Source organism: Pseudomonas delhiensis (assembly GCF_900187975.1).
GTDB lineage: Bacteria > Pseudomonadota > Gammaproteobacteria > Pseudomonadales > Pseudomonadaceae > Pseudomonas > Pseudomonas delhiensis.
In genome coordinates, this window is record NZ_FZPC01000001.1 from 94,887 (window position 1) to 119,299 (window position 24,413).

Here is a 24,413-nt window from a genome sequence, read left to right on the forward strand (position 1 = left end):
CTGGCACACACAGCCGCCGGCAAGCACCGTACGCGGGCACGCGAAGACAGTCCCTTCCGCGTGGCCATGTCCGCGCACACCGGACGTTTCCCACCGTCCGGCGCGCCCATCCCGAATAGCCCGCCTGCGCGGTGGCCGGGAGAATGCGGGTCGGCCCATCCCGGGCCGATCCCTTTCCTGCTTGCGAGAAACAGCCATGAATGATCTGAAAGTACTCAACGAAAACGAAATCGACCAGGTAGCCGGCGGCTTCCTCTTCGGCATGCTGGGCGACCTGTTCGGCACTTCCGGCTCGCAGTCCGGCGGCCTGCTGGGCGGCGTGTTCAACGTGCTGCAGAACCTGCCGATCGTCGGTGGCCTGTTCGGCCTGGTCAACAGCATCTTCGGCGGCCTGTTCGGCGGCGGCTCCTCCAGCAACCCGCGCTGAACGCCAGGCGGCGGATAACGCCGCCGCACTCTCTTTCGCCCCGGGCGGACTACCCCCTACGAGGGATGCCAGTGCCCCGGCGCTGGCCTAGTCTGACTTGCAACGACAGCCATATGGAGGGACCGCCAGACGAGATGATCTGCCTTTCCAACCACGGTATCCAGCGCAGACATGCGCCCAGGCCCCAGCGAACCGCTCATTTCGCCGGGGCCTTTTCTTTGGGGGACGGAAAAGTACGACCGTAGGATGGGTTGAGCTTGCGATACCCATCTGGCCGGGGTGATGGGTATCGCTTCGCTCAACCCATCCGACGAAGAGGTCGTACCTTGGCTCAGCCGCCGCTGAGGTTCATGAAGCGCAGTACCTGTACCTCGCCGCCGGCGCTGAACTCATGGCGGGCGGGCTTGCGCTGCAGGGCGGCGTGCAGGGCGTCGAGGATCGGCCCATCGTGCAGCGGGTGGCGGCGCAGCAGACCGCGCAGGTCCAGGGAGTTCTCGTGGCCCAGGCACAGCAGCAGGCGACCCTCGGCGGTCAGGCGCAGGCGGTTGCAGGTGGCGCAGAAGTTGTGCGAGTGCGGCGAGATGAAGCCGATGCGCGTGCGCGGGTGCTGCGCCAGGCGCACGTAGCGGGCCGGGCCGCCGCTGTGCTCGGCGCTGTCCAGCAGTTCGTGGCGTTCGGCGATCAGCGCGCGCACCTCGTCGCTGGAGCAGAAGCTCTCCTCGCGGTCGCGGCCGACCTGGCCCAGGGGCATTTCCTCGATGAAGCTGATGTCCAGTTCGTGGGCGATGGCGTAGTCCACCAGGGCCGGCACCTCGTCGGCGTTGCGGCCCTTCATCACCACGCAGTTGAGCTTGATGCCGGCGAAGCCCGCCGCCTGCGCCGCATCTATGCCGCGCAGCACCTGGTCGAGGCGGCCGGTGCGGGTGATGGCCTGGAAGCGCTGCGCGTCCAGGGTGTCGAGGCTGATGTTCAGGCGCGCCAGGCCCGCAGCGCGCAGGTCGCGGGCGTAGCGGCCGAGCTGCGAGCCGTTGCTGGTCATGCACAGCTCGCGCAGGCCCGGCAGCGCGGCCAGGCGTTCGCAGTGGCCGACGATGCCGGGGCGCACCAGCGGCTCGCCGCCGGTGAGGCGCAGCTTGCGCACGCCGCCGGCGACGAACAGCCGGGCCACGCGCTCGATCTCCTCCAGGGTCAGCACCTGCTGGCGCGGCAGGAAGCGCATGTTCTCGGCCATGCAGTAGACGCAGCGGAAGTCGCAGCGGTCGGTCACCGACAGGCGCAGGTAGTCGATCTTGCGGCCTTGGCCGTCGATCCAGGGGGACATGGGTGTGCTCCGCTTGATGCCTTGGAGAAGGCGGATGATTTCCCCCTCTCCCCAGCCCTCTCCCTGAAGGGAGAGGGGGCTGTCCTCTGCAGCGATACGGTCCGCTGCCAACCGGCGATCACTGCACCAGCGGCGAATCCGCGCCGTCGAAGGCGAAGCCCTCGATGCGCGCCTCGCCGGCCAGCACGGCGATGTACTGGCTGACCGCGCGCTGCAGCACCTGGGCGCGCAGGTAGGCGGCGATGCGCGGGCGGGCCTCGGCGAAGGGCAGCGGCTCGCCGCCTTCGCGCGCCAGCAGTTCCACCACGTGCAGGCCGTAGCGGCTTTCCAGGGGCTGGGCCAGCAGGCCGGGGGTTTCGCGCAGCAGGCGCTTCTCGAACTCGGGCACGGTCTGGCCGGGCTCGATCCAGCCCAGGTCGCCGCCTTCGTCCTTCGACGGGCAGGCGGAGAAGCGCATGGCTTTCTCGGCGAAGCGCTCGGGGTGTTCGCGCAGCTCGGCCAGCAGCGCCAGCGCCTGTTCGCGGGCCTTGGCGCGGCCTTCCAGGTCGTCCGGGGCACAGGCCAGCAGGACGTGGCGCAGGCTCATGCGCCAGGGGCTGGTCAGGCGGCCGGGGTTGGCCTCGTACCATTGCCGGCAGCTGGCTTCGTCGGCTTCGGGTGTGCCGACCTCACGGTCGACCAGGGCGCGGATGCGGGCTTCCTCGGGCGCCTCGCCCTCCTCCGCCTCGGCGCTCAGGCCCAGCGCGTCGGCGCGCTGCAGCAGCAGCTGGCGCACCACCAGCGCGCGGCAGGCACCCTGCAGTGCCTCGGCGTGGCTGGTGGCGGGGTGGTACTGGAGTTCGCGGGCCAGTTCGCTTTCGTCGATGGCGACGCCGTTGACCGCGAGCTTCGGCAGTTCGACGTGTTCGACACGGTTCTCGTAGTGGGAGCAACTCATCTGGATCACCTTCGGGGGCGGCGGATGACCGCGAACGGCCATCCGCCCTAAGGGTTGGCGCGGCGGTCAGGCCACGCGGCGCTTCTGGCGGACCACCTGGTAGCGGCGGCCCAGGTACCACACCGGGGCGCTGACGATGTGCACCAGGCGGGTGAAGGGGAACAGCACGAACAGCGTCAGGCCGAGCATCACGTGCAGCTTGTAGACCAGCGACACCGGGGCGATGGCCTCGGCCGCGGCCAGCGGCTGCAGGGTGACGACGGACTGCGCCCAGTCGGCCAGCATGACCATCACCGAGCCGTCCAGGTGGTGGGTGGAGGCGACTATGGTGGAGAGGCCGAGGATCAGCTGGGCATAGAGCACCAGCAGGATCATCAGGTCCGAGGCGTTGCCGGTGGCGCGCACCCGCGCATCGGTCAGGCGGCGCAGGATCAGCCCGGTCAGGCCGATGAAGCAGAGCACGCCGAAGAAGCCGCCGGAGACCATCGCCAGCAGTTGCTTGTGCTCGGTGCTGATGACGTGCTCGTAGACGGCGTGGGGGGTCAGCAGGCCGACGAAGTGGCCGGCGAGGATGAACAGCACGCCCACGTGGAACAGGTTGCTGTACACGCGCATGCCCTTCTTGCTCAGCATCTGGCTGGAGCCGGCCTTCCAGGTGTATTGCGAGAGGTCGAAGCGCGCCCAGCTGCCCACCAGGCAGATGAGCAGGGCGACGTAGGGGTAGACCCCGAACAGCAGGGTATTCAACGACATGATCAGGCTCCTTGGCTGGCCACCCGGCGCGGCGGCACCGGCTGGGCGACCCATTGCAGGGGTTGTTCGAGGGCGCTGGAGGGCTGCCGCGGGTTCGACGGGCAGCCGGCGGCGGGCTCACTGAAGCTCACCTGGGTTTCCTCCCAAGCCTTGTCCAGCGCCTCCAGGCTGTCGTCGCGAGCCTCCTGCTCGCAGTCGCGGTGCAGCGCGGCCAGGTCCGGGCGCTCGCCGGAGAGTTCCAGCAGGCCGTGGAACACCGCCGCGTAGGCACTGCCGCGCTCGTCCAGGCGCGCCGCCAGCAGGGCGAGGATGTGCGCCACCTCGGCCAGGCCGACGCGCGCGCCCTCGGCGTCCTGCAGGGCGAGGAACTCCAGGTACAGCGGCAGGTAGTCCGGCAGCTCGTTGACGTGGATGGCCAGGCCCGCGGCGTTGTAGCGGTGCAGCAGGTCGACCATGGCCTGGCCGCGGTCGCGGGACTCGCCGTGGACGTGCTCGAAGAGCAGCAGCGAGACCGAGCGGCCGCGTTCGAACAGGCCGTCGTAGCGCGCCTGCACGTCCAGCAGGTCGCCCTGGCACAGTTCGTTGAGCAGCGCGGCGAGGCCGTCGCGCTGCGCCTCGGGCAGGTCGCAGGTGCGGATCAGCGCGTGCAGCGCCAGGTTTTCCTCGCGCACTTCCGGCCGCGGGTAGTCCAGCAGCAGTGCGCAGAGCTTGAGCAGTTGGCTATGGCTGTGGCTGTTCATGGTCGTCACTCCTGGATCTGTACGGTCTGGATGACGTCGCGGCGGTCCACCGGCTTGCCGCCGAACAGGTTCACGCCGGAGTTGCCCGAGCAGCCGCTGCCGAAGCTGAAACCGCAGCCGCTGCGCTCGGCGAAGGCGTCGGAGAGCGCCTCCTCGCGGTGCGCGGTGGGGATGACGAAGCGGTCCTCGTAGTTGGCGATGGCCAGGTAGCGGTACATCTCTTCCACCTGCTGCACCGAGAGCCCGACCTTGGCCAGCACCTCCAGGTCCTGCCGGCCTTCCACGTGTTCGGCGCGCTTGTAGGCGCGCATCGCCAGCAGGCGCTTGAGGGCGCGCAGCACCGGCGCGGTGTCGCCGGCGGTGAGCAGGTTGGCCAGGTACTGCACGGGGATGCGCAGGGACTCGACGTCCGGGATCACCCCGTCGCTGCCGATATGGCCCTCGGCGGCGGCGTTCTGGATCGGCGACAGCGGCGGCACGTACCAGACCATGGGCAGGGTGCGGTATTCCGGGTGCAGCGGCAGGGCCAGCTGCCAGTCCATGGCCAGCTTGTACACCGGCGACTTCTGCGCGGCCTCGATGACGCTGTCCGGCACCCCGTCCTTGCGGGCCTGGGCGATGATCTTCGGGTCGAAGGGGTCGAGGAAGATCTCCAGCTGCTTCTGGTACAGCTCGCGCTCGTCGGCGCAGCTGGCCACTTCATGGATGCGGTCGGCGTCGTAGAGCAGCACGCCCAGGTAGCGGATGCGGCCCACGCAGGTTTCCGAGCACACGGTCGGCTGGCCGGCCTCGATGCGCGGGTAGCAGAAGATGCACTTCTCGGACTTGCCGCTCTTCCAGTTGAAGTAGATCTTCTTGTACGGGCAGCCGCTGATGCACATGCGCCAGCCGCGGCACTTGTCCTGGTCGATCAGGACGATGCCGTCCTCCTCGCGCTTGTAGATCGCCCCGCTCGGGCACGAAGCCACGCACGCCGGGTTCAGGCAGTGCTCGCACAGGCGCGGCAGGTACATCATGAAGGTGTTTTCGTACTCGCCGTAGATGTCCGCCTGGACCTGGTCGAAGTTCTTGTCGTGGCGGCGCTTGGCGAATTCGGTGCCGAGGATTTCCTCCCAGTTGGGGCCCCACTCGATCTTCTGCATGCGCTGCCCGCTGATCAGCGAGCGCGGCCGCGCCACCGGCTGGTGCTGCGCCTTGGGCGCGGTGTGCAGGTGCTGGTAGTCGAAGTCGAAGGGTTCGTAGTAGTCGTCGATCTCCGGCAGGTCGGGGTTGGCGAAGATGTTCGCCAGCACCCGGAACTTGCCGCCGATGCGCGGGACGATGGAGCCGTCGGCGTTGCGCACCCAGCCGCCCTTCCACTTCTGCTGGTTCTCCCACTCCTTGGGGTAGCCGATGCCGGGCTTGGTCTCGACGTTGTTGAACCAGGCGTATTCCATGCCTTCGCGGCTGGTCCAGACGTTCTTGCAGGTGATGGAGCAGGTGTGGCAGCCGATGCATTTGTCGAGGTTCAGCACCATGCCGACTTGCGAACGAATTTTCATGGCGTTTCTCCTCAAATGTCCCGGGGCAGCGGCTGCGGCAGGGCGTCGCCGCCCAGGCCACCGTGTTCCGGCTCGTCGAGCCAGTCGACCTTGTTCATCTTGCGCACCACCACGAACTCGTCGCGGTTGCAGCCCACGGTGCCGTAGTAGTTGAAGCCCCAGGCCTGCTGGGCGTAGCCGCCGATCATGTGGGTGGGCTTGAGCACCACGCGGGTCACCGAGTTGTGGTGGCCGCCGCGGGTCTTGGTGGTCTCGCTGCCGGGCACGTTCACGATGCGTTCCTGGGCGTGGTACATCAGCACCATGCCGTCCTTCACCCGCTGGCTGACCACCGCGCGGCAGGTGGCGGCGCCGTTGGCGTTGAAGACTTCCACCCAGTCGTTGTCCTCGATGCCGGCGCGCTTGGCGTCATGCTCGCTGAGCCAGATGATCGGCCCGCCGCGCGACAGGGTGAGCATCAGCAGGTTGTCGCTGTAGGTGGAGTGGATGCCCCACTTCTGGTGCGGGGTGATCCAGTTCAGGGTGATCTCGGTGTTGCCGTTGGGCTTCTTGTTGAACAGCTTGTCGGTGCTGCGGGTGTTGACCGGCGGCCGGTAGCTGACGAAGCCCTCGCCGAAGGCCTGCATCCACGGGTGGTCCTGGTAGAACTGCTGGCGGCCGGTGATGGTGCGCCACGGGATCAGCTCGTGGACGTTGGTGTAGCAGGCGTTGTAGCTCACGTGCTCGTCTTCCAGGCCCGACCAGGTGGGGCTGGAGATGATCTTGCGCGGCTGCGCCTGGATGTCGCGGAAGCGGATCTTCTCCTCTTCCTTGGGCAGCGCCAGGTGCTCGTGCTCGCGCCCGGTGATCTTCGCCAGCGCGTTCCACGCCTTGACCGCCACCTGGCCGTTGGTTTCCGGGGCCAGGGCGAGGATCACCTCGGCGGCGTCGATGGCGCTCTCGATGCGCGGCCGGCCCTGGCTGACGCCCGGCTCCAGCACGCGGTGGTTGAGCTCGCCGATCAGCTTGATTTCCTTCTCGGTGTTCCAGCCGATGCCCTTGCCGCCGTTGCCCAGCTTGTCCAGCAGCGGGCCGAGGGAGGTGAACTTCCTGTAGGTGTTGGGGTAGTCGCGCTCCACCAGGTGCAGGGTGGGCATGGTGCGCCCCGGCAGCGGCTCGCACTCGCCCTTCTTCCAGTCAGTGCCGCCGAAGGGCTGGGCCAGTTCGTTGGCGGTGTCGTGCAGCAGCGGCACGGTGACCAGGTCCTTCTCCACGCCCAGGTGGCCGACCGAGACCTCGGAGAACTTCCTGGCGATGGCCTTGTAGATCTCCCAGTCGCTTTTCGCTTCCCAGGCCGGGTCGGTGGCGGCCGACAGCGGGTGGATGAAGGGGTGCATGTCGGAGGTGTTGAGGTCGTCCTTCTCGTACCAGGTGGCGGTGGGCAGGACGATGTCCGAGTACATGCAGGTGGAGGACATGCGGAAGTCCAGGGTGGTGACCAGGTCGAGCTTGCCCTCGGCGCCCTGCTCCACCCAGTCCACCTCGGTGGGGCGCGGGCCGCCGGCCTTGCCCAGGTCCTCGTTCATCACGCCGTTCTTGGCGCCCAGCAGGTACTTGAGCATGTACTCGTGGCCCTTGCCCGAGCTGCCCAGCAGGTTGGAGCGCCAGACGAACAGGTTGCGCGGGAAGTTCTGCGCATCGTCCGGCTTCTCGCTGGCGAAGCGCAGGGTGCCGGCCTTGAGCTCGCGCACCACGTAGTCCTGCACCGGCAGCCCGGCCTTCTCGGCGTCGGCGGCGATGCGCAGCGGGTTGCGGTCCAGCTGCGGCGCGGAGGGCAGCCAGCCCATGCGCTCGGCGCGGATGTTGTAGTCCACGGCGTGCTCGGGGAACTGCTTGCTGTCGGCCAGGGGCGAGAGCACCTCGTGCATCGACAGCTTTTCATGCCGCCACTGCGAGCTGTGCAGGTAGAAGAAGCTGGTGCCGTTCATCTGCCGCGGCGGGCGGCTCCAGTCGGTGCCGAAGGCCAGGGGCACCCAGCCGGTCTGCGGGCGCAGCTTCTCCTGGCCGACGTAGTGGGCCCAGCCGCCGCCGCTCTGGCCGATGCAGCCGCACATCATCAGCATGTTGATGACCGCGCGGTAGTTCATGTCCATGTGGTACCAGTGGTTCATCGCCGCGCCGATGATCACCATGGCCTTGCCGTGGGTCTTGTCGGCGCTGTCGGCGAACTCGCGGGCCACCTGGATGGCGCGGGCGGCCGGCACGCCGGTGATGCGTTCCTGCCAGGCCGGGGTGTAGGGAGTGTCGGCGTCGTCGAAGCCGCGGGCCACGTTGGCCCCGCCCAGGCCGCGGTCGACGCTGTAGTTGGCCATCTGCAGGTCGTAGACGGTGGCCACGCGCAGGGTCTTGCCGTCGGCGCCCTGGATGTCGCGGAAGGGCACGCGGCGCAGCAGCACCTCGTCGTTGTCCACGCCCTTGAAGTGTGGGTGCAGCTGGCCGGCGAAGTACGGGAAGCCCACCTCGCAGGCGTGCTCCGGGCCGTCGATCAGGCTCAGGCTCAGGCGCGTCTCGCGGCCCTCGCCGCCTTCCTTCTCCTCGATGTTCCACTTGCCCGACTCGCCCCAGCGGTAGCCGATGGAACCGGTGGGCGAGACCAGCTGGCCGCTGCTTTCATCGAAGGCGATGGTCTTCCACTCGGAGTTGTTGTCCTGGCCCAGCCGGCCGTCGAGGTCGGCGGCGCGCAGGTAGCGGGTCGGCTTGAAGGCGCCCTCGCCGTGCGGCTCCAGCAGCACCAGCATGGGCATGTCGGTGTACTGCCGGCAGTAGTCGACGAAGTAGGCGCGCGGCTTGTCGAGGTGGAATTCCTTGAGGATGACGTGGCCGAAGGCCATGCCCAGGGCGGCGTCGGTGCCCTGCTTGGGGTTGAGCCAGAGGTCGGTGAGCTTGGCCACCTCGGAGTAGTCCGGGGTGACGGCCACGGTCTTGGTGCCCTTGTAGCGCACCTCGGTGAAGAAGTGCGCATCCGGGGTGCGCGTCTGCGGGACGTTGGAGCCCCAGGCGATGATGTAGCTGGAGTTGTACCAGTCGGCCGACTCCGGCACGTCGGTCTGCTCGCCCCATATTTGTGGCGACGCGGGAGGAAGGTCGCAGTACCAGTCGTAGAAGGACAGGCACACCCCGCCGATCAGCGACAGGTAGCGGGCGCCGGCGGCGTAGCTGACCATGGACATGGCCGGGATCGGCGAGAAGCCGATGACGCGGTCGGGGCCGTAGGTCTTCACCGTGTAGACGTTGGCCGCGGCGATGATCTCGGTGACCTCGTCCCAGCTGGAGCGCACGAAGCCGCCCAGGCCGCGCTCGCTCTTGTAGCTCTTCGCCTTCTGCGCGTCCTCGACGATGCTGGCCCAGGCGTCCACCGCGTCCTTGTGCGCGGCGCGCGCCTCGCGCCACAGCTTGAGCAGCGGCTTGCGCACCTTGGGGTACTTCAGGCGGTTGGCGCTGTAGATGTACCAGGAGTAGCTGGCCCCGCGCGGGCAGCCGCGCGGCTCGTGGTTGGGCAGGTCCGGGCGGGTGCGCGGGTAGTCGGTCTGCTGGGTCTCCCAGGTGATCAGGCCGTTCTTCACGTAGATCTTCCAGGAGCAGGAACCGGTGCAGTTCACCCCGTGGGTGGAACGCACGATCTTGTCGTGCTGCCAGCGCTGGCGGTAACCGTTCTCCCAGGCGCGGCTCTCGTTGGAGACCTCGCCATGGCCGTCGGCGAATTCGCCCTGTTTCTTCTTGAAGAACTGCAGGCGGTCGAGCAGGTAACTCATCTGTATCTCCTCACCCGGTCTACGCCGGGCGTTCAAACGCTAATCAGGCTCGCGAAACGGGTCTCAACAAGGGCTTTCCGCACCCTTGCGCGCATACCACCACCAGGTCGCGACTATGCAGCTGAGGTAGTAGGCGACGAAGACGTAGAGGGCGCCCTCGGCGCTGCCGGTCATGTGCAGCGAGGTGCCGAAGGCCTTGGGGATGAAGAAGCCGCCGAAGGCGCCGATGGCGGCGGAGAAGCCGATCACCGCGGCCGACTCCATGCTCGCGTTCCGGGCCGCCTCGGCCTCGCTGTAGCCGCCGCGCTTGAAGCGCGCGGCCCACTCGTTGCGGAAGATCACCGGGATCATGCGGAAGGTGGAGCCGTTGCCGATGCCGGCGAAGAAGAACAGGCCGATGAAGGCGCCGAGGAAGCCGAAGAAGCTGCCCGCGCCACCGTCGCCGGGGAGGAAGGCGATCACCGCGAACACCCCGGCGATCATCGCCGCGTAGTTCCACAGGGTGATGCGCGCGCCGCCGAACTTGTCCGCCAGCCAGCCGCCCAGGGGCCGGCTCAGGGCGCCCACCAGCGGGCCGAGGAAGGCGTACTGCAGCGGGTTGATGTCCGGGAACTGCGTCTTGCTGAGCATGGCGAAGCCGGCCGAGAAGCCGATGAAGCTGCCGAAGGTGGCCACGTACAGCCAGCACATCAGCCAGTTGTGCTTGCGCTTGAAGATCACCGACTGCTCGCGGAACGAGGCCTTGGCGTCGGCGATGTCGTTCATTCCGAACCAGGCGGCGATGGCCACCACGGCGATGAACGGCACCCAGATCCAGCCGGCGTTCTGCAGCCACAGGCGGCCGCCGTCGGAGAGCGGCTGCGGCTCGCCGCCAAAGCTGCCGAACAGCCCGCCGGCCACCGCCAGGGGCACGGCGAACTGCATCACCGAGACGCCCAGGTTGCCCAGCCCGGCGTTCAGTCCCAGGGCCGTGCCCTGCTGGCTCTTGGGATAGAAGAAGCTGATGTTGGACATGCTGGAGGCGAAGTTGCCGCCGCCGAAGCCGCACAGCAGCGCGATGGTGGCGAACACCCAGTAGGGCGTCTGCGCATCCTGCACGGCGAAGCCCAGCCAGATGCACGGGATCAGCAGCGAGGCGGTGGACAGCGCGGTCCAGCGGCGGCCGCCGAACACCGGCACCATGAAGGAGTAGAACACCCGCAGGGTGGCGCCGGAGATCGACGGCAGCGCGGCCAGCAGGAACAGCTGGTCGTTGCTGAAGGCGAAGCCCACGGCGTTCAGGCGCACGGTGACGGTGCTCCAGATCATCCACACGGAGAACGCCAGCAGCAGCGCGGGGATGGAAATCCACAGGTTGCGCGTGGCGATGCGCTTGCCGGACTGCGCCCAGAACTGCGAGTCCTCGGGGCGCCAGTCGACCAGCAAGGGCCCCCGCGCGGCTTTGAGTTGGGAATTGGCGATCATGCCCATGTCGGCACTCCGTCAGGGTTGGCTGGAAGTCAGAGGGGAAAGGTCGACGTCGGCCGCCTGGGCCCGGCCGTCGAGGCGGCGCTGCTGCTTGATCGCGTAGTGCATCCAGACCATGCAGACGATGGTCAGGCCGAACAGCAGCATGAAGCAGGAGGAACGCACGCCGACGTGGTCGGCGGCGTAGCCGAACAGGATGGGCAGGCAGAAGCCGCCGAGGCCGCCGATGACGCCGACCATGCCGCCGACGGTGCCCATGTTCTGCGGGTAGTAGTCGTGGATGATGCGGTACACGCTGGCCTTGCCGAAGCCCTGGGCGATGCCCACCACGAACACCAGGAAGGTGAACAGCCAGACGTTCAGGCCGATGCCCAGGCTCAGGTCGCCGTTGATGCCGTGGACGGTCATGGTGGTCTGCGGGTAGGAGAGGAAGAACAGGCACACCAGGCACACCCAGAACACGCCCCAGTTCACCGCGCGGGCGCCGTAGCTGTCGCTGAACCAGCCGCCCAGGGCGCGGATCAGGCCCGACGGCAGGGTGAACAGCATGGTGATGAAGGAGGCGGTCTTCAGGTCCAGGCCGTACTCGGCGATGTAGTACTTGGGCAGCCACAGGGCCAGGGCGACGAAGCCGCCGAAGACGAAGAAGTAGTACAGGCCGAAGCGCCACACCCGCAGCTCGGCCAGCGGCGCCAGCTGCTGGGCCAGGCTCGGCCGCGCGCGGGCGGGGTCGGCGTCGCCGCCCCTGGCGTGGGCCGGGTCGTTCCAGGTGCAGCACCAGAACAGCACCGCGGTCACCAGCATGGCCACCGAGTACACCTGCGGCACCATGCGCCAGCCGAAGGCGACCACGATCAGCGGCGCCACCAGGTTGGTGATGGCGGCGCCCGCGTTGCCGGCGCCGAAGATGCCCATGGCGGTGCCCTGGCGCTCCTTCTCGAACCAGGCCGAGGTGTAGGCGATGCCCACCGCGAAGGAGCCGCCGGCCAGGCCGACGAACAGGCCCAGCACCAGGTACTGCCAGTACTGGTCGGCGAAGGCCAGGCCGTAGATGGGGATGGCCACCAGCAGCATGTGGATGAAGAACACGATACGCCCGCCGAAGCGGTCGGTGATCAGCCCCAGGGGCAGGCGCACCAGCGAGCCGGTGAGGATCGGCAGCGCCACCAGCAGGCCGAACTGCGCCTCGGACAGGCCCAGCTCCGCCTTGATGCGGATACCGATGATCGAGAACATCGTCCAGACCGCGAAATTCACGGCGAACGCCAGTGTGCTCATGCCGAGTACGGAGTACTGTTTCTGTCGATGCGAAGCCATGGCCACCACTCATTTGCCGATGCCGTTGGCCGCACGTTAGGCAGAGCCCATTTCGCTTCCGTTGATCGCGATCAATGGCCCCGAGGGCGTTTCATGGGCAGATGTGCGCCGCTACCTCCAAGGAGGTATCGCTGAAAAACATGAGCAACCTTTTGATTTAAAAGGCATTTTTAATGAACACAGACATGCGGCCGGAGCCCGCCGCGGCCGACCGGCTCTTTGGAGGTACGGCCCCTGCCGGCCGCCAGACCCTGCGCCGGTCCATCGTCCTGCGCTTCGGCTGCTACCTCACCCTGCTGGTCTCCCTGGCCCTGGCGGGCATGTTCAGCGCCCTGCTGTTCGCCGACTACTCGCACCAGGACGCGGCGGTGATCAACCAGGCCGGCTCGCTGCGCATGCTCAGCTACCGCCTGGCCCTGGAGCCGTCGGCCGAAGGCCGCCAGGCGCTGCGCCGCACCCTCGGCGAACGCCTGGAAAGCAGCGAGATCGGGCGCCTGCTGCAACGCGCCGACAGCGACGACCCGCTGCGCCACCAGCACCAGCTGCTGCGCCAGGAGCTGGCCGGCCTGGACGTCGCCCGGACCCCGGCCGTGGCGACCCTGGACACCCTGGTCGGGCACATCGACGCCTTCGTCGGCACCCTGCAGCGCAACGCCGAGCAGCGCTCGCAGATGCTCAGCACGGTGCAGGGCCTGTGCCTGTTCCTCAGCCTGCTGGTGGTGTTCGTCAGCCTCTACGACCTCAGCTACCACGTGGTCGGCCCCCTGCGCGAGCTGACGCAGACCGCCCGCCGCCTGGGCCGCGGCCAACTGGAAGCGCGCGTCAGCTACAGCGGCGAGGACGAGCTGAGCCAGTTGGGCGAGCGCTTCAACCAGATGGCCGAGGAACTGCAGGGCATCTACGGCGAGCTGGAAGCGCGGGTGGCGGACAAGACCCGCGCCCTCTCTCACAGCCACCAGCGCCTGGAGCTGCTCTACGCCAGCGCCCGCCGCCTCGGCCAGGACCCCTACGACGAGCGCAGCCTGCGGCCGCTGCTGGGCCAGCTGGAGCAGGTGCTGCAGGCCGGCAAGGTGACCCTCTGCCTGAACAAGGACGGCGTCGAGCGCGCCTACAACTCGCTGACCGCCAGCGGCGCCATCGCCGACTTCTGCCTGCAGGGCGACTGCGGCACCTGCCGCACCCGGGCCGACAACAGCTGTGGCGAGGGCGGCGGCCTGCAGCCGCTGCTGATGTTCCCCCTGGCCAGCGGCGAACACCGCTTCGGCGAGCTGTTCGTGGAAGCCACCGGGCGCCTGGAGGACTGGCAGGCGCAGTGCATCGAGGCCTTCTGCGACAACATCGCGCGGACCTTCGCCCTGACCCTGCAGCAGGAACAGGAAAGCCGCCTGGCGCTGTTCGCCGAGCGCAGCACCATCGCCCGCGAACTGCACGACTCGCTGGCGCAGTCGCTGTCCTACCTGAAGATCCAGGTCAGCCGCCTGGGCACCCTGCTCAAGCGCGAGGCGCCGGCGCAGAAGATCGACGAGACACTGGACGAGCTGCGCGAGGGCCTCAACAGCGCCTACCGCCAGTTGCGCGAGCTGCTCACCACCTTCCGCCTCAGCCTGGAACGCTCCAGCCTGGCGGTGGCGCTGGAGGATACGGTGAGCGAGTTCGCCGAGCGCGGCGAACTGACCATCGAGCTGGACAACCGCCTGGCGCACATCCCGCTCAACCCCAACGACGAGATCCACCTGCTGCAGATCGTCCGCGAGGCGCTGTCCAACGTGGTCCGCCACGCCCATGCCGACTGCGCGCGGGTGGTGCTGGCCGAGCGCGACGACGGCCAGGTGCTGGTCAGCATCGAGGACGACGGCGTGGGCCTTGACCCAACGCAGAACCGCAGCGGCCACTATGGGCTTAGTATCATGCGCGAGCGCAGCCAGACCCTCGGCGCCGAGTTGCGCATCGCCCCGCGCGAGCCGCGCGGCACCTGCGTCAGCCTGAGCTTCCAGCCGCAACCCCTGTCCCACCGCCAGCGCGAGGAATCCGCCCCATGACCGCCAGCCCCACCGACGATCGAGCCCGCATCCTGCTGGTGGACGACCACCCGATGATGCGCCGCGGGATGATCCAGCTGCTGGAGTTCGAGGACGACCTGTGCGTGGTCGGCGAGGCCGGCAGCGGCGAGGAAGCCCTGCAGCTGGCCGCCGAGCTGGACCCGGACATGATCCTGCTGGACCTGAACATGAAGGGCATGAACGGCCTGGAAACCCTGCGCGCCCTGCGCGAGCGGGGGGTGGACGCGCGCATCGTGGTGTTCACCGTGTCCGACGACCGCGGCGACGTGATCAGCGTGCTGCGCGCCGGCGCCGACGGCTACCTGCTCAAGGACATGGAGCCCGAGCGCCTGCTGGAGCACATCCGCCAGGCCGCCACCGGCCAGCTCAGCATCAGCCCGCAGCTGGCCCAGGTGCTGGCCCAGGCCCTGCGCGGCGGCGACGAGCAGCCCAAGCGCCTGGAGGACCTGACCGACCGCGAGCGGCAGATCCTGCGCCAACTGGCCCAGGGCTTCAGCAACAAGATGATCGCCCGCAAGCTGGACATCACCGAGGGCACGGTGAAGGTCCACGTCAAGCGCGTGCTGCACAAGCTGGGCATGCGCTCGCGGGTGGAAGCGGCGGTCTGGGCGGTGGAGAACCGGCTGGGTTGAGGCGCGCCCCCGCGCCCGGCCAACGGCGGATAACCGCGAACGGTTATTCGCCCTACGCCATTCCCGTAGGGCGCATAACGCCTACGGCGTTATCCGCCGTTGCCCCCGCGACACGCCGCGCCATTGTAGGAGCGCGCCCTGCGCGCGAATCGCGGGCAGGGCCCGCTCCTACAAATGTGCCTCCCTGGAACCGGAGCGGACCTTGTCCGCGATTGGATTCACCGGCCACGCCAGACCGGCTAACGGTTACTCGCCCCACGCCATCCCGTAGGGCGCATAACGCCTACGGCGTTATCCGCCGTTGCCCCCGCGACAGGTCGCCCATACGCCGCGCCCCTGTAGGAGCGCGCCCTGCGCGCGAATCGCGGGCAGGGCCCTACAGAAAACCCTTATACCTCCACAGGAGTAGCCGTCAGCACGAATTGACGCAGGTCATGTCGCCGCGCCTGGCCGCCGCCCGACACTGCGCATTCATCGCGCGGAGGTCGCCATGCACCCGAAGTCCCAGTTGCCCCTCGTGTATTCCTGTTCCGGCTGTTCCAACCTGGCCCAGCTGGCCAACGACCTGGCCCTGCGCCTGGACCGTGACGGCCTGGCCGAGATGTCCTGCATCGCCGGCGTCGGCGGCGACGTGCCGGCGCTGGTGAAGAAGGCCTGTTCCGGGCGGCCGATCCTCGCCCTGGACGGCTGCCACCTGCACTGCGTGCGCGGCTGCCTGGCGCGCCATGGGGTGATCCCGGCGCACGCGCTCACCCTCACCGAGTACGGGTTGCGCAAGCGCTACGGCGAAAGCAGTTCGCTCGACGATTTCCAGATGCTCTACGAGGAACTCCAGTTCCTCCTCCACAGCGAAGCCTGAGCGCCGCCTCAGGCCTGCGCCTGCACGCTGCGCGCGGCGCGCTGCAGGCCGCTCCACAGCCAGGCCGGGAGGCTCTCGGGGTCGAGGCTGTCGATCAGGTTCTTCAGCGCCAGGCCCAGCTCGGTGTCGCCCTCGATCACCAGGCGGCGGCGGAAGAACAGGGTGTCGGGGTCCTCCTGGCGCCCGGCCAGCAGCAGGAAGTCGCGCCAGCCGCCGCGGATGGTCACGCTGGGCACGGGGCCTTCCGCCAGTTGCAGGCCGTCGCGGCCACGGGTGAGGTTCCAGCCCAGGCCCAGGTCGCTGACTTCCAGGCGTAGCCAATGGCCTTCGAGCAGGTCGAAGTCGCCGGCCGCCAGCGGCGCGGCGAACAGGCGGTTGGCGGCGCGTTGCAGCACCGCCCGCTGCAGCGGCGCGGGCACCCGCGCGGCCAGCGGCAGCAGGCGTTCGGCGGCGCGCAGGGCGCCGGTTTCGAGATTCAGCACAGGTTCACCTCATCGCTGCGCAGCATGCCGGGGCGGCCATGCCAATAGCCGTTGCAACCTTCCACCGCCAGCGGCGGCGCGGCGCCACGGCGCACCTGGTCGAAGGCCTGGATGACCTCCACCATGCCCTTCGCCCGTGGGCTCAGGCGCAGCAGGTCGGCACCGCAGGCGCGCAGCGAGGCATAGTCGGCCAGCAGGTTGCCAGGCTCGCCGGACATCGTCTGGATGCCGTTGAGGGTGAACAGCTGCGCGCCTTCCTGGCTGAGCATCGACATCCCCTCCGGGTAGTTCTGGCAACAGAACTGGCAGTCGTCCTTGGGCCGGTTCTCCGCGCGGGCGGTGAAGCAGCGCGCGGAGTACGCCAGGGGCAGGTGGCCGTAGGCGAACACCTCGGTTTCCAGGCCCGCCAGGCCCAGCTCCCGGGCCTGTTCCAGCACCGCCAGCACCTGCTCGCCGGAGCACTCCACCGGCGGCACCCAGCGGCGCAGGCCGCAGCCGTGCAATTCGGCCAGGGCGTGACCGTTGTACAGGTTCAGCGCCGGGCCGCCGACGAATTCCACGCCCAGGCCGTGCAGTATCTGCACCGCGCCCATGTCGTTGGCCTCCACCCGCAACTCGCCGTTGGCGCACAGCCGGCGCAGCGCCGACAGCTCGGAGGCCGCCTCGATCAGCGCCAGCCCCGAGAGGAGGATTTCCGCCCCGCTCTGCTGCGCCAGCTCGCGGCCCAGGCCCAGCCAGTCGTCCAGCGACAGGGCGCGGCGCTTGGAGCACACGGTCTCGCCGATATAGATGGCGTCCAGCGGCTGTTCGGCCATCTGCGCGTAGAAGTCCAGGAGTGTCCGGCGGTCCCAGTAGAACAGCACCGGCCCCAGGCTGAGTTTCATCAGGCGTTACCTCACTGCCAGGAACGATGGTAGGCGCCCAGGGTGGTCTGGTGCCCTTCGGAAAGTTTCTCCAGCGCGGCCTGCCACTGCGCCTGCGGCTGGTAGCGCTCCGGTGCGCGGCGCCAGCTGTCCAGGGCCTGGCGCCAGACGCGGGTGACCTGCTCGACGTAGGCCGGGCTGCGCTGGCGGCCCTCGATCTTCACCGCCGCCACGCCGATCTGCGCCAGCTGCGGGATGAGGTCGATGGTGTTGAGGCTGGTGGGCTCTTCCAGGGCGTGGAAGCGCTGGCCGTCGACCACGAAGCGGCCCTTGCACAGGGTCGGGTAGCCGGCCGGCTCCCCCGGCGCGTAGCGGTCGATCAGCACGTCGTTCAGGCGCGAGGTCAGCCCCTCGGGCTCCTCGCTCCAGCGCACCGCCTTGGCCGGCGAGCAGACGCCACAGAGGTTCGGCGACTCGCCGGTGACATAGGACGACAGGTGGCAGCGGCCCTCGGCCATGATGCACAGGCTGCCGAAGGCGAAGACTTCCACCGGCACCGGGCTGTTCGCCGCCACCTGGCGCACCTGGGCCAGCGACAGCACCCGCGGCAGCACCGCGCGGCGGATGCCGTAGCGTTCGTGGTAGAAGGCCAGCGCCGCCACGTTGGTGGCCGAACCCTGCACCGACAGGTGCAGGGCGAGTTGCGGATGGCGCCGCGCGGCATAGCCGAGCACCGCGCAGTCGGCGGCGATCAGCGCGTCCACGCCCAGTTCGGCGGCGTGGTCCACGGCGCGCTGCCAGCGCGGCCAGCCGGTGGCGCCGGGGTAGGTGTTGACCGCCAGGTAGAGCTGCCGGCCGGCCGCGCGGATCAGCCCCAGGCCCTCCTGCAGTTGCCGGTCGTCGAGGTTCAGCCCGGCGAAGTGGCGGGCGTTGGTGTCGTCGCGGAAACCCACGTAGATGGCGTCGGCGCCTTCGCGCAGCGCCGACTTGAGGGCGGGCAGGCTGCCCGCCGGACATACCAGTTGCATGCTTCCCCCTTGCATGGAACGGCCGCCGCGCCTCGGCGAGGCCGGCGGCCAGGGCTGACGTCAGCTGTACAGTTCGCTGAACGGCAGGTAGGCCACGGGCTCGCCGGCGGCGAGGGTACGCCCCGCCTCCACCACCGCCAGGCCGTCGGCCCAGCTGGCGGCCAGCAGCATGGCCGAGCCCTGCTGCGGGTGGATTTCCACCCGGCTGGCGCCGCTGGCGTCGGTGGCCAGGCGCGCCCGCAGGTACTGGCGGCGCTTGTTCGGCTGCGGCCAGGCGAAGGCCGCCGGCAGGTTCAGCGGCGTCACCGCGGTATCGGCCAGCCCCTGGGCCCGGCGCAGGAAGGGCCGCGCCGCCACCAGGGCGGTGACCAGCGCCGCCGCCGGGTTGCCCGGCAGGCCCAGCCAGGGCTTGCCGGCCACGCTGCCGAAGGCCAGCGGCTTGCCCGGCTGCATCGCCAGGCGCCACAGGTGCAGCTCGCCGAGGGCGCCGACCGCCTGCTTGAGGTGGTCGCGCTCGCCCACCGAGACGCCGCCGCTGCTGATCAGCACGTCGCACTCGGCGGCGGCCAGCTCCAGGGCGTCGCGGCTGGCGGCCAGGGTGTCGACCAGCACTTCGTATTCCTGTACGTCCAGGCCCCACTGGCGCAGCAGGGCGCCCAGGCTGAAACGGTTGGCGTTGTAGATCTGCCCCGGCGCCAGCGCCTGGCCCGGTTCGCGCAGCTCGTCGCCGCTGCTCAGCAGGCACACGCGCAGGCGCCGGTACACCGGCACCCGGGCCAGGCCCACGGCGGCCAGCAAGCCCAGCTCCTGGGGCCGCAGGCGGCACCCGGCGCGCAACAGCGGCGCGCCCTGGCGCAGTTCCTCGCCACGGCGGCGCACGTGGCTGCCCACCGTCACCGGCGGCAGCCACACGCGGTCGCCCTCGATGCGGCAGTCTTCCTGGGCCACCACGCTGTCGGCCCCCGGCGGCACCGGCGCGCCGGTGAAGATGCGCACGGCGCAACCCGCCGGCAGCGCCTGGTCGCCCGCCTCGCCGGCGGCGATGCAGCCGGCCAGCGCCAGGCTGCCGCCGCCCGCCGGCACGTCGGCCGCGCGCAGGGCGTAGCCGTCCATCGCGCTGTTGTCCCAGTGCGGCAGGTCGCAGGGGGCCTCGAGGTCACTGGCCAGTACCCGGCCCAGGGCCTCGGCCAGGGCCACGGACTCCACCGCCGGCGGCGCCGGGGCGCGCGCCAGCAGTTCGGCCAGGGCCTCGTCCACCGGCTTCAGGCCGTGGCCGTCACAGCCGCAGCCGCTCATGACCGGCTGCCGCAGGCACAGGCGCCGCCGCCGCAGCCACCCTCGGGCCTGGGCGGGGTCTTCAGGTGCGGCACGAAGCTGCACGGCCGGGTGCGGCTGTCCAGTTGCGCGGCGAGGATTTCCCGCCAGGCGGTGCGGCAGGCGCCGGGCGAGCCGGGCAGGCAGCAGACCAGGGTGTCGTTGGTGACGCCGGCCAGGGCCCGCGACTGGATGCTGGAGGTGCCGATCTCGGCCAGGGAGACCTGGCGGAAAAGTTCGCCGAAGCCCTCGACGCGCCGCTCCAGCAGCGGTTCGACGGCCTGCGGGGTGTTGTCGCGGGCGGTGAAGCCGGTGCCGCCGGTGATCAGCCCGACCTGGATGCGCGGGTCGGCGATCCAGGCGCAGACCACCGCGCGGATCTGGTGGATGTCATCGACCACCAGGCGCCGCTCGGCCAGCACGTGGCCGGCCTCGCGCAGGGCGTCGGCCAGGGTCTGGCCGGAGTCGTCGGTTTGCAGGGTACGGGTGTCGCTGACGGTCAGCACGGCGATCTGCAGGCTCTGGAAGTCCTGCGTGGCCAGGTGGCTCATGGCTGCCTCCGGGGAAGGATGGGACGGCGCCCAGCCTGCGCCTCGGCAGCCGGCCTGCCCATTCCCCGGAAGAGGTAGCGCGGCTATTTGTCCCAGCGCTGCGCCGCGGCCTGGTCGCTGCAGCGGCCTTCCACCCAGCGCGGGCCCTCGGCGGTGTCTTCCTTCTTCCAGAAGGGCGCGCGGGTCTTGAGGTAGTCCATGACGAAGTTGCAGGCGTCGAACGCCGCCTGGCGGTGGGCGCTGGCGGTGCCGACGAAGACGATGGGCTGGCCCGGCTCCAGGCGGCCGATGCGGTGGAGGATCTCCAGGCGCAGCAGCGGCCAGCGCTCGTTGGCCTCGACGGCGATCTTCTCCAGGGCCTTCTCGGTCATGCCCGGATAGTGTTCGAGGAACATGCCGCCGACCTCGCGGCCGTCGTTGAAGTCACGCACGTAGCCGACGAAGCCGACCACCGCGCCGATGCCGACGTTGGCGGCGTGCAGCGCGTTGACCTCGGCGCCGGGATCGAAGGGGCTTTGCTGGACACGCACGGCCATGGCCTCAGCCTCCGGTGACGGTGGGGAAGAAGGCCACCTCGTCGCCGTCGGCGAGGGGCTCGTCGAGGGCGCACAACTCCTGGTTGCGCGCGCACATCAGGTTCTGCTCGGCCAGCACCTGCCAGGCGCCGCCGCGCTCCAGCAGGTAGCCGCGGAGGTCGTCGATCTTCGCGAAGGCCTCGCTCCAGCCCAGTTGCTCGCCATCCAGGCCGAGGGCCTCGCGGTAGCGGGCGAAGTATTGCACACGGATCATTGCCCATCCTCCGCACGGTAGTGGCCGCTCTTGCCGCCGAGCTTCTCCAGCAGGCGCACGCCTTCGATGGTCATGCCCTTGTCCACGGCCTTGCACATGTCATAGATGGTCAGCGCGGCGACGCTGGCGGCGGTCAGCGCCTCCATCTCCACGCCGGTCTGCCCGGCCAGCTTGCAGCGCGCCTCGATGCGCACGGCATCCTCGCCGTCGGCCTGCAGCTCGACCTTGACGCTGGTGAGCAGCAGCGGGTGGCACAGCGGGATCAGCTCGTGGGTGCGCTTGGCCGCCTGGATGCCGGCGATGCGCGCCACGGCGAAGACGTCGCCCTTGGGGTGGCCGCCGTCCTGGATCAGCCGCAGGGTCTCCGGGCGCATGCGCACCCGCGCTTCGGCCACGGCTTCACGGGAGGTCACCGCCTTGTCGGTGACGTCGACCATGTTGGCGCGGCCCTGGGAATCGAGATGGGTGAGCAAGGAAGGTCTCCGGGTAGAACGAGGGATGGCATCAAGTGTACGCCCTGCGCGGGCCGCGGGGGCCCGGGGGAAGGGTAAAAAAGGAGGGGGATTGTATACAGAAAGAGGTAGGCGGGGGGCGCGCCGTATGAGCGCAAGGGGTGGGCCAGGCGTAGGGCGAATAACCGTTCGCGGTTATCCGCCGTTTGACCGTGGCCCCGGAGCGCTGCGGGCCCGAGCACGAAGCGCCTGTTCAAGGCCACGGCGGGCTCGGCCATGGAGCCAGCCCGAGGTTGCGGTGAAGCGGCGTACAACCGCGAACGGTTGTACGCCCTACGCTCCGGCGAGCCCGTCGGTGCTTACAAATGCGCCTCGGCGAACTCCGCCAGCACCGAGCGCGGTACCCCCTGCAGGGTCACGTGCACGCCGTGGGGGAAGTCCTTGAAGCGTTCGGTCAGGTAGGTCAGGCCGGAGCTGGTGGCCGACAGGTAGGGGGTGTCGATCTGCGCCAGGTTGCCCAGGCAGATCACCTTGGAGCCGTTGCCGGCGCGGGTGATGATGGTCTTCATCTGGTGCGGGGTGAGGTTCTGGCACTCGTCGATGAGGATCAGGCTCTGCTGGAAGCTGCGGCCGCGGATGTAGTTCAGCGACTTGAACTGCAGCGGCACCTTGCTGAGGATGTAGTCGACGCTGCCGTGGGTGCATTCGTCGTCCGAATGCAGGGCCTCTAGGTTGTCGGTGATGGCCCCCAGCCAGGGCTCCATCTTCTCGGCCTCGGTGCCGGGCAGGAAGCCGATGTCCTCGTCCAGGCCCTGCACGCTGCGGGTGGCGATGATGCGCCGGTAGCGCTTGGTGACCATGGTCTGCTCGATGGCCGCGGCCAGGGCCAGGATGGTCTTGCCCGAGCCGGCGGCGCCGGACAGGTTGACCAGGTGGATGTCCGGGTCGAGCAGCGCGTACAGCGCCAGCGACTGGTACAGGTCGCGCGGGCGCAGGCCCCAGGCTTCCTGGTGCAGCAGCGGCTCCTGGTGCAGGTCGAGGATCAGCAGCTCGTCCTGCTGGATGCCCTTGATCCAGCCGACGAAGCCCTGCTCGTCGACGATGAACTCGTTGATGTGCACCGCCGGCAGGTTGTCGGTGAGCTGCACGCGGTGCCAGGTGCGGCCGTGGTCCTGGCGCGTCTCGACCTTGCTGACGCGGTCCCAGAACGAGCCGTTCAGCGAGTGGTAGCCGCGCGGCAGCAGGGCCACGTCGTCGATCAGTTGGTCGGTGTGGTAGTCCTCGGCCGCCACCCCGCAGGCGCGCGCCTTCAGGCGCATGTTGATGTCCTTGGTGACCAGCACCACCCGGCGGCTGCTGTTGCGGCTCTGCAGCTCGACCAGCTGGTTGATGATCTTGTTGTCGTTGAGGTGCTCCGGCAGCCAGGTGATGGGCTCGGCGCGCTTGCTCATGAGGATCGACAGGCTGCCGCAGGGGCCGCTCTTGCCACGCTGGATGGGTACGCCATCCTCCACCTGCTCCGGGCTCGCCTCGCCGAGCACCTGGTCGATCAGGCGGATGGCCTGGCGGCATTCGGCGGCGACGGAGTGCTTTCCGGTCTTGAGCTTGTCGAGTTCCTCCAGCACCGTCATCGGGATGGCGACGTGGTGTTCCTGGAAGTTGAGCAGGGCGTTGGGATCGTGGATCAGAACGTTGGTGTCGAGGACGTAGAAGATCGGCTGGCTGGTGCTGGAACGTCCGTGGTCATCCATACGCGTGTCACCTCATTCTGGGGGCGTTACGACGGAATGCCGTGACAGCGCTCCGCCGTGCGGTGAGACGCCGGCTCTCGATGCCGGGGCTCGAGAGAGGTGCAAGCAAGGGACGGGCCGGGGCCGCCACCTGTCTGCAGGGTTCGGCGGTCTACGGCTCCAGAAATACAGGAAAAAACATGACGATAAAAAGTCTTTTTGCTTCTCAGAAAACTTTTTTTCGTCCGACGACGAAATACCTTGGCGAGGGCCCCGCGGAGCGCTAGTTTTAAAAGTCCTACCGCCCGCGAACCCCCTGCCATTTTTCGGCAAATCAGTCCCTTAGCCCGCCGAAGAACGCCTGTGCGTTGCGCTCGAGCGTCTGCAGGTGGTAGCCGCCTTCCTGCACGATGACCTGCGGCAACCCCAGCGACGCCACCTCGCGCCCGAGCCGGGCGAAGCCCTCGGTGCTCACCGCCACCTTGGACTGCGGGTCTTCGCGGTAGATGTCGAACCCCAGGGACAGCACCAGCGCCTGTGCCCCGAACTGGCGCACCGCCTGCAGCGCCTTGCCCACCTGGGCGAAGAACTCCTCCTCGCTGGCGCCATGGCGCATCGGCAGGTTGAGGTTGAAGCCCTCGCCGCGGCCCTCGCCGCGCTCGTCGTCGAAGCCGGCGACCACCGGGTAGAAGTTGGTCGGGTCGCCGTGGACCGAGACGTAGAGCACGTCGTCGCGGCCGTAGAAGATTTCCTGGATGCCCTGGCCGTGGTGCATGTCGGTATCGAGGATGGCGACCTTGCCGAACCGCGCGCGCAGCTCGGCGGCGGCGATGGCGGCGTTGTTCAGGTAGCAGAAGCCGCCGGCGCCCTCCTCCCGCGCATGGTGGCCCGGCGGGCGGCACAGCGCATAGGCCGATGGCGCGCCGTCGCGCACCGCCCGCGCAGCCGCCACCGCGCTCTGCGCCGACCAGTAGGCCGCGCGCCCGGTGTGCCGGCCCACCGGGCAGCTGCCGTCGGCGAGGTAGCGCGCCGCCTGGGCGAGGATGCCGCGCAGCGGGTTGCCCTCGCGGATGAACACGTTGGACATCACCTCGTCGCCCCAGTCCTCCGGCACCTGGTGCCAACGCTCGTAGGCGTGCTCGAGGAAGTCCAGGTAGGCGGCGCTGTGCGCCGCCAGCAGCGGTTCGCGGCCGAAGTCCCGCGGTTCGTCCAGCGCGAAGCCCAGCGCGCGGACGGCCGCCAGCAGGTGCTCGGCGCGCTGCGGGACCTCCTGCGGGGTGCGCATCTGGCCACGGGAAAAGTAGCTGCGCGGCACGTGCAGCAACTGGTCGGGGTGGAAGAAGGTCTGCATGGCTGTCT

22 protein-coding genes are annotated in these 24,413 nt (G+C 69.1%); 4 read left to right on the top strand and 18 right to left on the bottom strand.

The window, feature by feature from the left end; all coding sequences use genetic code 11:
* Positions 1–196: 196 nt before the first annotated feature.
* A complete protein-coding gene (locus tag CHC02_RS00440; RefSeq protein WP_009616111.1) occupies positions 197–427 on the top strand; it encodes a hypothetical protein in 231 nt (76 codons plus the stop codon).
* Between the two features lie 331 nt (positions 428–758).
* On the opposite strand, the gene moaA is transcribed toward CHC02_RS00440, so the two are convergent.
* From moaA to CHC02_RS00480, 8 genes are all read right to left on the bottom strand, one after another.
* Positions 759–1,748 (bottom strand): GTP 3',8-cyclase MoaA, encoded by a 990-nt coding sequence (gene moaA / locus CHC02_RS00445; RefSeq protein ID WP_089389552.1) that lies wholly within the window; start codon positions 1,746–1,748, stop codon positions 759–761.
* Positions 1,749–1,866: 118 nt separating this feature from the next.
* Entirely contained in the window at positions 1,867–2,685 is an 819-nt protein-coding gene (locus CHC02_RS00450; RefSeq protein WP_089389553.1) for a peptidylprolyl isomerase, read from the bottom strand.
* A 66-nt stretch (positions 2,686–2,751) separates the two neighbouring features.
* On the bottom strand, positions 2,752–3,438 hold the full coding sequence (narI, locus tag CHC02_RS00455) for a respiratory nitrate reductase subunit gamma (RefSeq protein WP_089389554.1): 687 nt from the start codon (positions 3,436–3,438) through the stop codon (positions 2,752–2,754).
* 2 nt (positions 3,439–3,440) lie between these two features.
* Positions 3,441–4,178, bottom strand: a complete 738-nt coding sequence (narJ, locus tag CHC02_RS00460; protein WP_089389555.1) for a nitrate reductase molybdenum cofactor assembly chaperone — start codon at positions 4,176–4,178, stop codon at positions 3,441–3,443.
* Positions 4,179–4,183: 5 nt separating this feature from the next.
* A complete protein-coding gene (gene narH / locus CHC02_RS00465) occupies positions 4,184–5,719 on the bottom strand; it encodes a nitrate reductase subunit beta (protein WP_089389556.1) in 1,536 nt (511 codons plus the stop codon).
* An 11-nt stretch (positions 5,720–5,730) separates the two neighbouring features.
* Positions 5,731–9,510 carry a nitrate reductase subunit alpha gene (locus CHC02_RS00470; RefSeq protein ID WP_089389557.1) on the bottom strand — a complete coding sequence of 1,260 codons (3,780 nt, stop codon included), beginning with the start codon at positions 9,508–9,510 and terminating at the stop codon, positions 5,731–5,733.
* Positions 9,511–9,573: 63 nt separating this feature from the next.
* Positions 9,574–10,980 carry a NarK family nitrate/nitrite MFS transporter gene (locus CHC02_RS00475; protein WP_089389558.1) on the bottom strand — a complete coding sequence of 469 codons (1,407 nt, stop codon included), beginning with the start codon at positions 10,978–10,980 and terminating at the stop codon, positions 9,574–9,576.
* A gap of 12 nt (positions 10,981–10,992) precedes the next feature.
* Positions 10,993–12,294 (bottom strand): nitrate/nitrite transporter, encoded by a 1,302-nt coding sequence (locus tag CHC02_RS00480; RefSeq protein ID WP_089389559.1) that lies wholly within the window; start codon positions 12,292–12,294, stop codon positions 10,993–10,995.
* Positions 12,295–12,467: 173 nt separating this feature from the next.
* On the opposite strand from CHC02_RS00480, the gene CHC02_RS00485 reads away from it, so the two are divergent.
* The 3 genes from CHC02_RS00485 to CHC02_RS00495 all read left to right on the top strand — a co-directional run bounded on the left by CHC02_RS00485 (position 12,468) and on the right by CHC02_RS00495 (position 15,845).
* Entirely contained in the window at positions 12,468–14,333 is a 1,866-nt protein-coding gene (locus CHC02_RS00485; RefSeq protein ID WP_089389560.1) for a histidine kinase, read from the top strand.
* Positions 14,330–14,986 carry a two-component system response regulator NarL gene (gene narL / locus CHC02_RS00490; RefSeq protein WP_089389561.1) on the top strand — a complete coding sequence of 219 codons (657 nt, stop codon included), beginning with the start codon at positions 14,330–14,332 and terminating at the stop codon, positions 14,984–14,986. Before CHC02_RS00485 ends, narL begins: the two co-directional genes overlap by 4 nt.
* Positions 14,987–15,476: 490 nt before the next feature.
* On the top strand, positions 15,477–15,845 hold the full coding sequence (locus tag CHC02_RS00495) for a putative zinc-binding protein (RefSeq protein WP_089389562.1): 369 nt from the start codon (positions 15,477–15,479) through the stop codon (positions 15,843–15,845).
* Between the two features lie 8 nt (positions 15,846–15,853).
* Here CHC02_RS00495 and ubiT read toward each other — a convergent pair whose 3' ends face one another.
* From ubiT to CHC02_RS00545, 10 genes are all read right to left on the bottom strand, one after another.
* On the bottom strand, positions 15,854–16,327 hold the full coding sequence (ubiT, locus tag CHC02_RS00500; protein ID WP_089389563.1) for a ubiquinone anaerobic biosynthesis accessory factor UbiT: 474 nt from the start codon (positions 16,325–16,327) through the stop codon (positions 15,854–15,856).
* Positions 16,321–17,211, bottom strand: coding sequence for a U32 family peptidase (locus CHC02_RS00505; protein ID WP_089389564.1), 891 nt, complete (start codon positions 17,209–17,211; stop codon positions 16,321–16,323). Before CHC02_RS00505 ends, ubiT begins: the two co-directional genes overlap by 7 nt.
* 11 nt (positions 17,212–17,222) lie before the next feature.
* On the bottom strand, positions 17,223–18,218 hold the full coding sequence (ubiU, locus tag CHC02_RS00510; RefSeq protein WP_089389565.1) for a ubiquinone anaerobic biosynthesis protein UbiU: 996 nt from the start codon (positions 18,216–18,218) through the stop codon (positions 17,223–17,225).
* 60 nt (positions 18,219–18,278) lie between these two features.
* Complete coding sequence (locus CHC02_RS00515) at positions 18,279–19,514, bottom strand: molybdopterin molybdotransferase MoeA (protein ID WP_089389566.1); 1,236 nt, start codon at positions 19,512–19,514, stop codon at positions 18,279–18,281.
* Entirely contained in the window at positions 19,511–20,083 is a 573-nt protein-coding gene (gene moaB, locus CHC02_RS00520) for a molybdenum cofactor biosynthesis protein B (protein ID WP_089389567.1), read from the bottom strand. Before moaB ends, CHC02_RS00515 begins: the two co-directional genes overlap by 4 nt.
* A gap of 83 nt (positions 20,084–20,166) precedes the next feature.
* A complete protein-coding gene (moaE, locus tag CHC02_RS00525) occupies positions 20,167–20,619 on the bottom strand; it encodes a molybdopterin synthase catalytic subunit MoaE (RefSeq protein ID WP_089389568.1) in 453 nt (150 codons plus the stop codon).
* Between the two features lie 4 nt (positions 20,620–20,623).
* Positions 20,624–20,872 carry a MoaD/ThiS family protein gene (locus tag CHC02_RS00530; protein WP_089389569.1) on the bottom strand — a complete coding sequence of 83 codons (249 nt, stop codon included), beginning with the start codon at positions 20,870–20,872 and terminating at the stop codon, positions 20,624–20,626.
* The gene (gene moaC, locus CHC02_RS00535) at positions 20,869–21,345 is read right to left on the bottom strand and encodes a cyclic pyranopterin monophosphate synthase MoaC (RefSeq protein ID WP_089389570.1); all 477 of its coding nucleotides are present in this window, start codon (positions 21,343–21,345) and stop codon (positions 20,869–20,871) included. The genes CHC02_RS00530 and moaC overlap by 4 nt, the downstream gene beginning before the upstream one ends.
* A gap of 338 nt (positions 21,346–21,683) precedes the next feature.
* Positions 21,684–23,075, bottom strand: a complete 1,392-nt coding sequence (locus CHC02_RS00540; RefSeq protein WP_089389571.1) for a PhoH family protein — start codon at positions 23,073–23,075, stop codon at positions 21,684–21,686.
* Positions 23,076–23,388: 313 nt separating this feature from the next.
* Positions 23,389–24,405: a histone deacetylase family protein gene (locus CHC02_RS00545; protein WP_089389572.1), complete on the bottom strand. Its 1,017-nt coding sequence runs from the start codon at positions 24,403–24,405 to the stop codon at positions 23,389–23,391.
* Positions 24,406–24,413: the final 8 nt, after the last annotated feature.

Excerpts from the sequence above, each read along its gene's own strand:
- CHC02_RS00440 (WP_009616111.1), top strand. The coding sequence starts at position 197 with ATGAATGATCTGAAAGTACTCAACGAAAACGAAATCGACCAGGTAGCC.
- moaA (WP_089389552.1), bottom strand. The coding sequence starts at position 1,748 with ATGTCCCCCTGGATCGACGGCCAAGGCCGCAAGATCGACTACCTGCGC.
- CHC02_RS00450 (WP_089389553.1), bottom strand. The coding sequence starts at position 2,685 with ATGAGTTGCTCCCACTACGAGAACCGTGTCGAACACGTCGAACTGCCG.
- narI (WP_089389554.1), bottom strand. The coding sequence starts at position 3,438 with ATGTCGTTGAATACCCTGCTGTTCGGGGTCTACCCCTACGTCGCCCTG.
- narJ (WP_089389555.1), bottom strand. The coding sequence starts at position 4,178 with ATGAACAGCCACAGCCATAGCCAACTGCTCAAGCTCTGCGCACTGCTG.
- narH (WP_089389556.1), bottom strand. The coding sequence starts at position 5,719 with ATGAAAATTCGTTCGCAAGTCGGCATGGTGCTGAACCTCGACAAATGC.
- CHC02_RS00470 (WP_089389557.1), bottom strand. The coding sequence starts at position 9,510 with ATGAGTTACCTGCTCGACCGCCTGCAGTTCTTCAAGAAGAAACAGGGC.
- CHC02_RS00475 (WP_089389558.1), bottom strand. The coding sequence starts at position 10,980 with ATGGGCATGATCGCCAATTCCCAACTCAAAGCCGCGCGGGGGCCCTTG.
- CHC02_RS00480 (WP_089389559.1), bottom strand. The coding sequence starts at position 12,294 with ATGGCTTCGCATCGACAGAAACAGTACTCCGTACTCGGCATGAGCACA.
- CHC02_RS00485 (WP_089389560.1), top strand. The coding sequence starts at position 12,468 with ATGAACACAGACATGCGGCCGGAGCCCGCCGCGGCCGACCGGCTCTTT.
- narL (WP_089389561.1), top strand. The coding sequence starts at position 14,330 with ATGACCGCCAGCCCCACCGACGATCGAGCCCGCATCCTGCTGGTGGAC.
- CHC02_RS00495 (WP_089389562.1), top strand. The coding sequence starts at position 15,477 with ATGCACCCGAAGTCCCAGTTGCCCCTCGTGTATTCCTGTTCCGGCTGT.
- CHC02_RS00505 (WP_089389564.1), bottom strand. The coding sequence starts at position 17,211 with ATGAAACTCAGCCTGGGGCCGGTGCTGTTCTACTGGGACCGCCGGACA.
- ubiU (WP_089389565.1), bottom strand. The coding sequence starts at position 18,218 with ATGCAACTGGTATGTCCGGCGGGCAGCCTGCCCGCCCTCAAGTCGGCG.
- CHC02_RS00515 (WP_089389566.1), bottom strand. The coding sequence starts at position 19,514 with ATGAGCGGCTGCGGCTGTGACGGCCACGGCCTGAAGCCGGTGGACGAG.
- moaB (WP_089389567.1), bottom strand. The coding sequence starts at position 20,083 with ATGAGCCACCTGGCCACGCAGGACTTCCAGAGCCTGCAGATCGCCGTG.
- moaE (WP_089389568.1), bottom strand. The coding sequence starts at position 20,619 with ATGGCCGTGCGTGTCCAGCAAAGCCCCTTCGATCCCGGCGCCGAGGTC.
- CHC02_RS00530 (WP_089389569.1), bottom strand. The coding sequence starts at position 20,872 with ATGATCCGTGTGCAATACTTCGCCCGCTACCGCGAGGCCCTCGGCCTG.
- CHC02_RS00540 (WP_089389571.1), bottom strand. The coding sequence starts at position 23,075 with ATGGATGACCACGGACGTTCCAGCACCAGCCAGCCGATCTTCTACGTC.
- CHC02_RS00545 (WP_089389572.1), bottom strand. The coding sequence starts at position 24,405 with ATGCAGACCTTCTTCCACCCCGACCAGTTGCTGCACGTGCCGCGCAGC.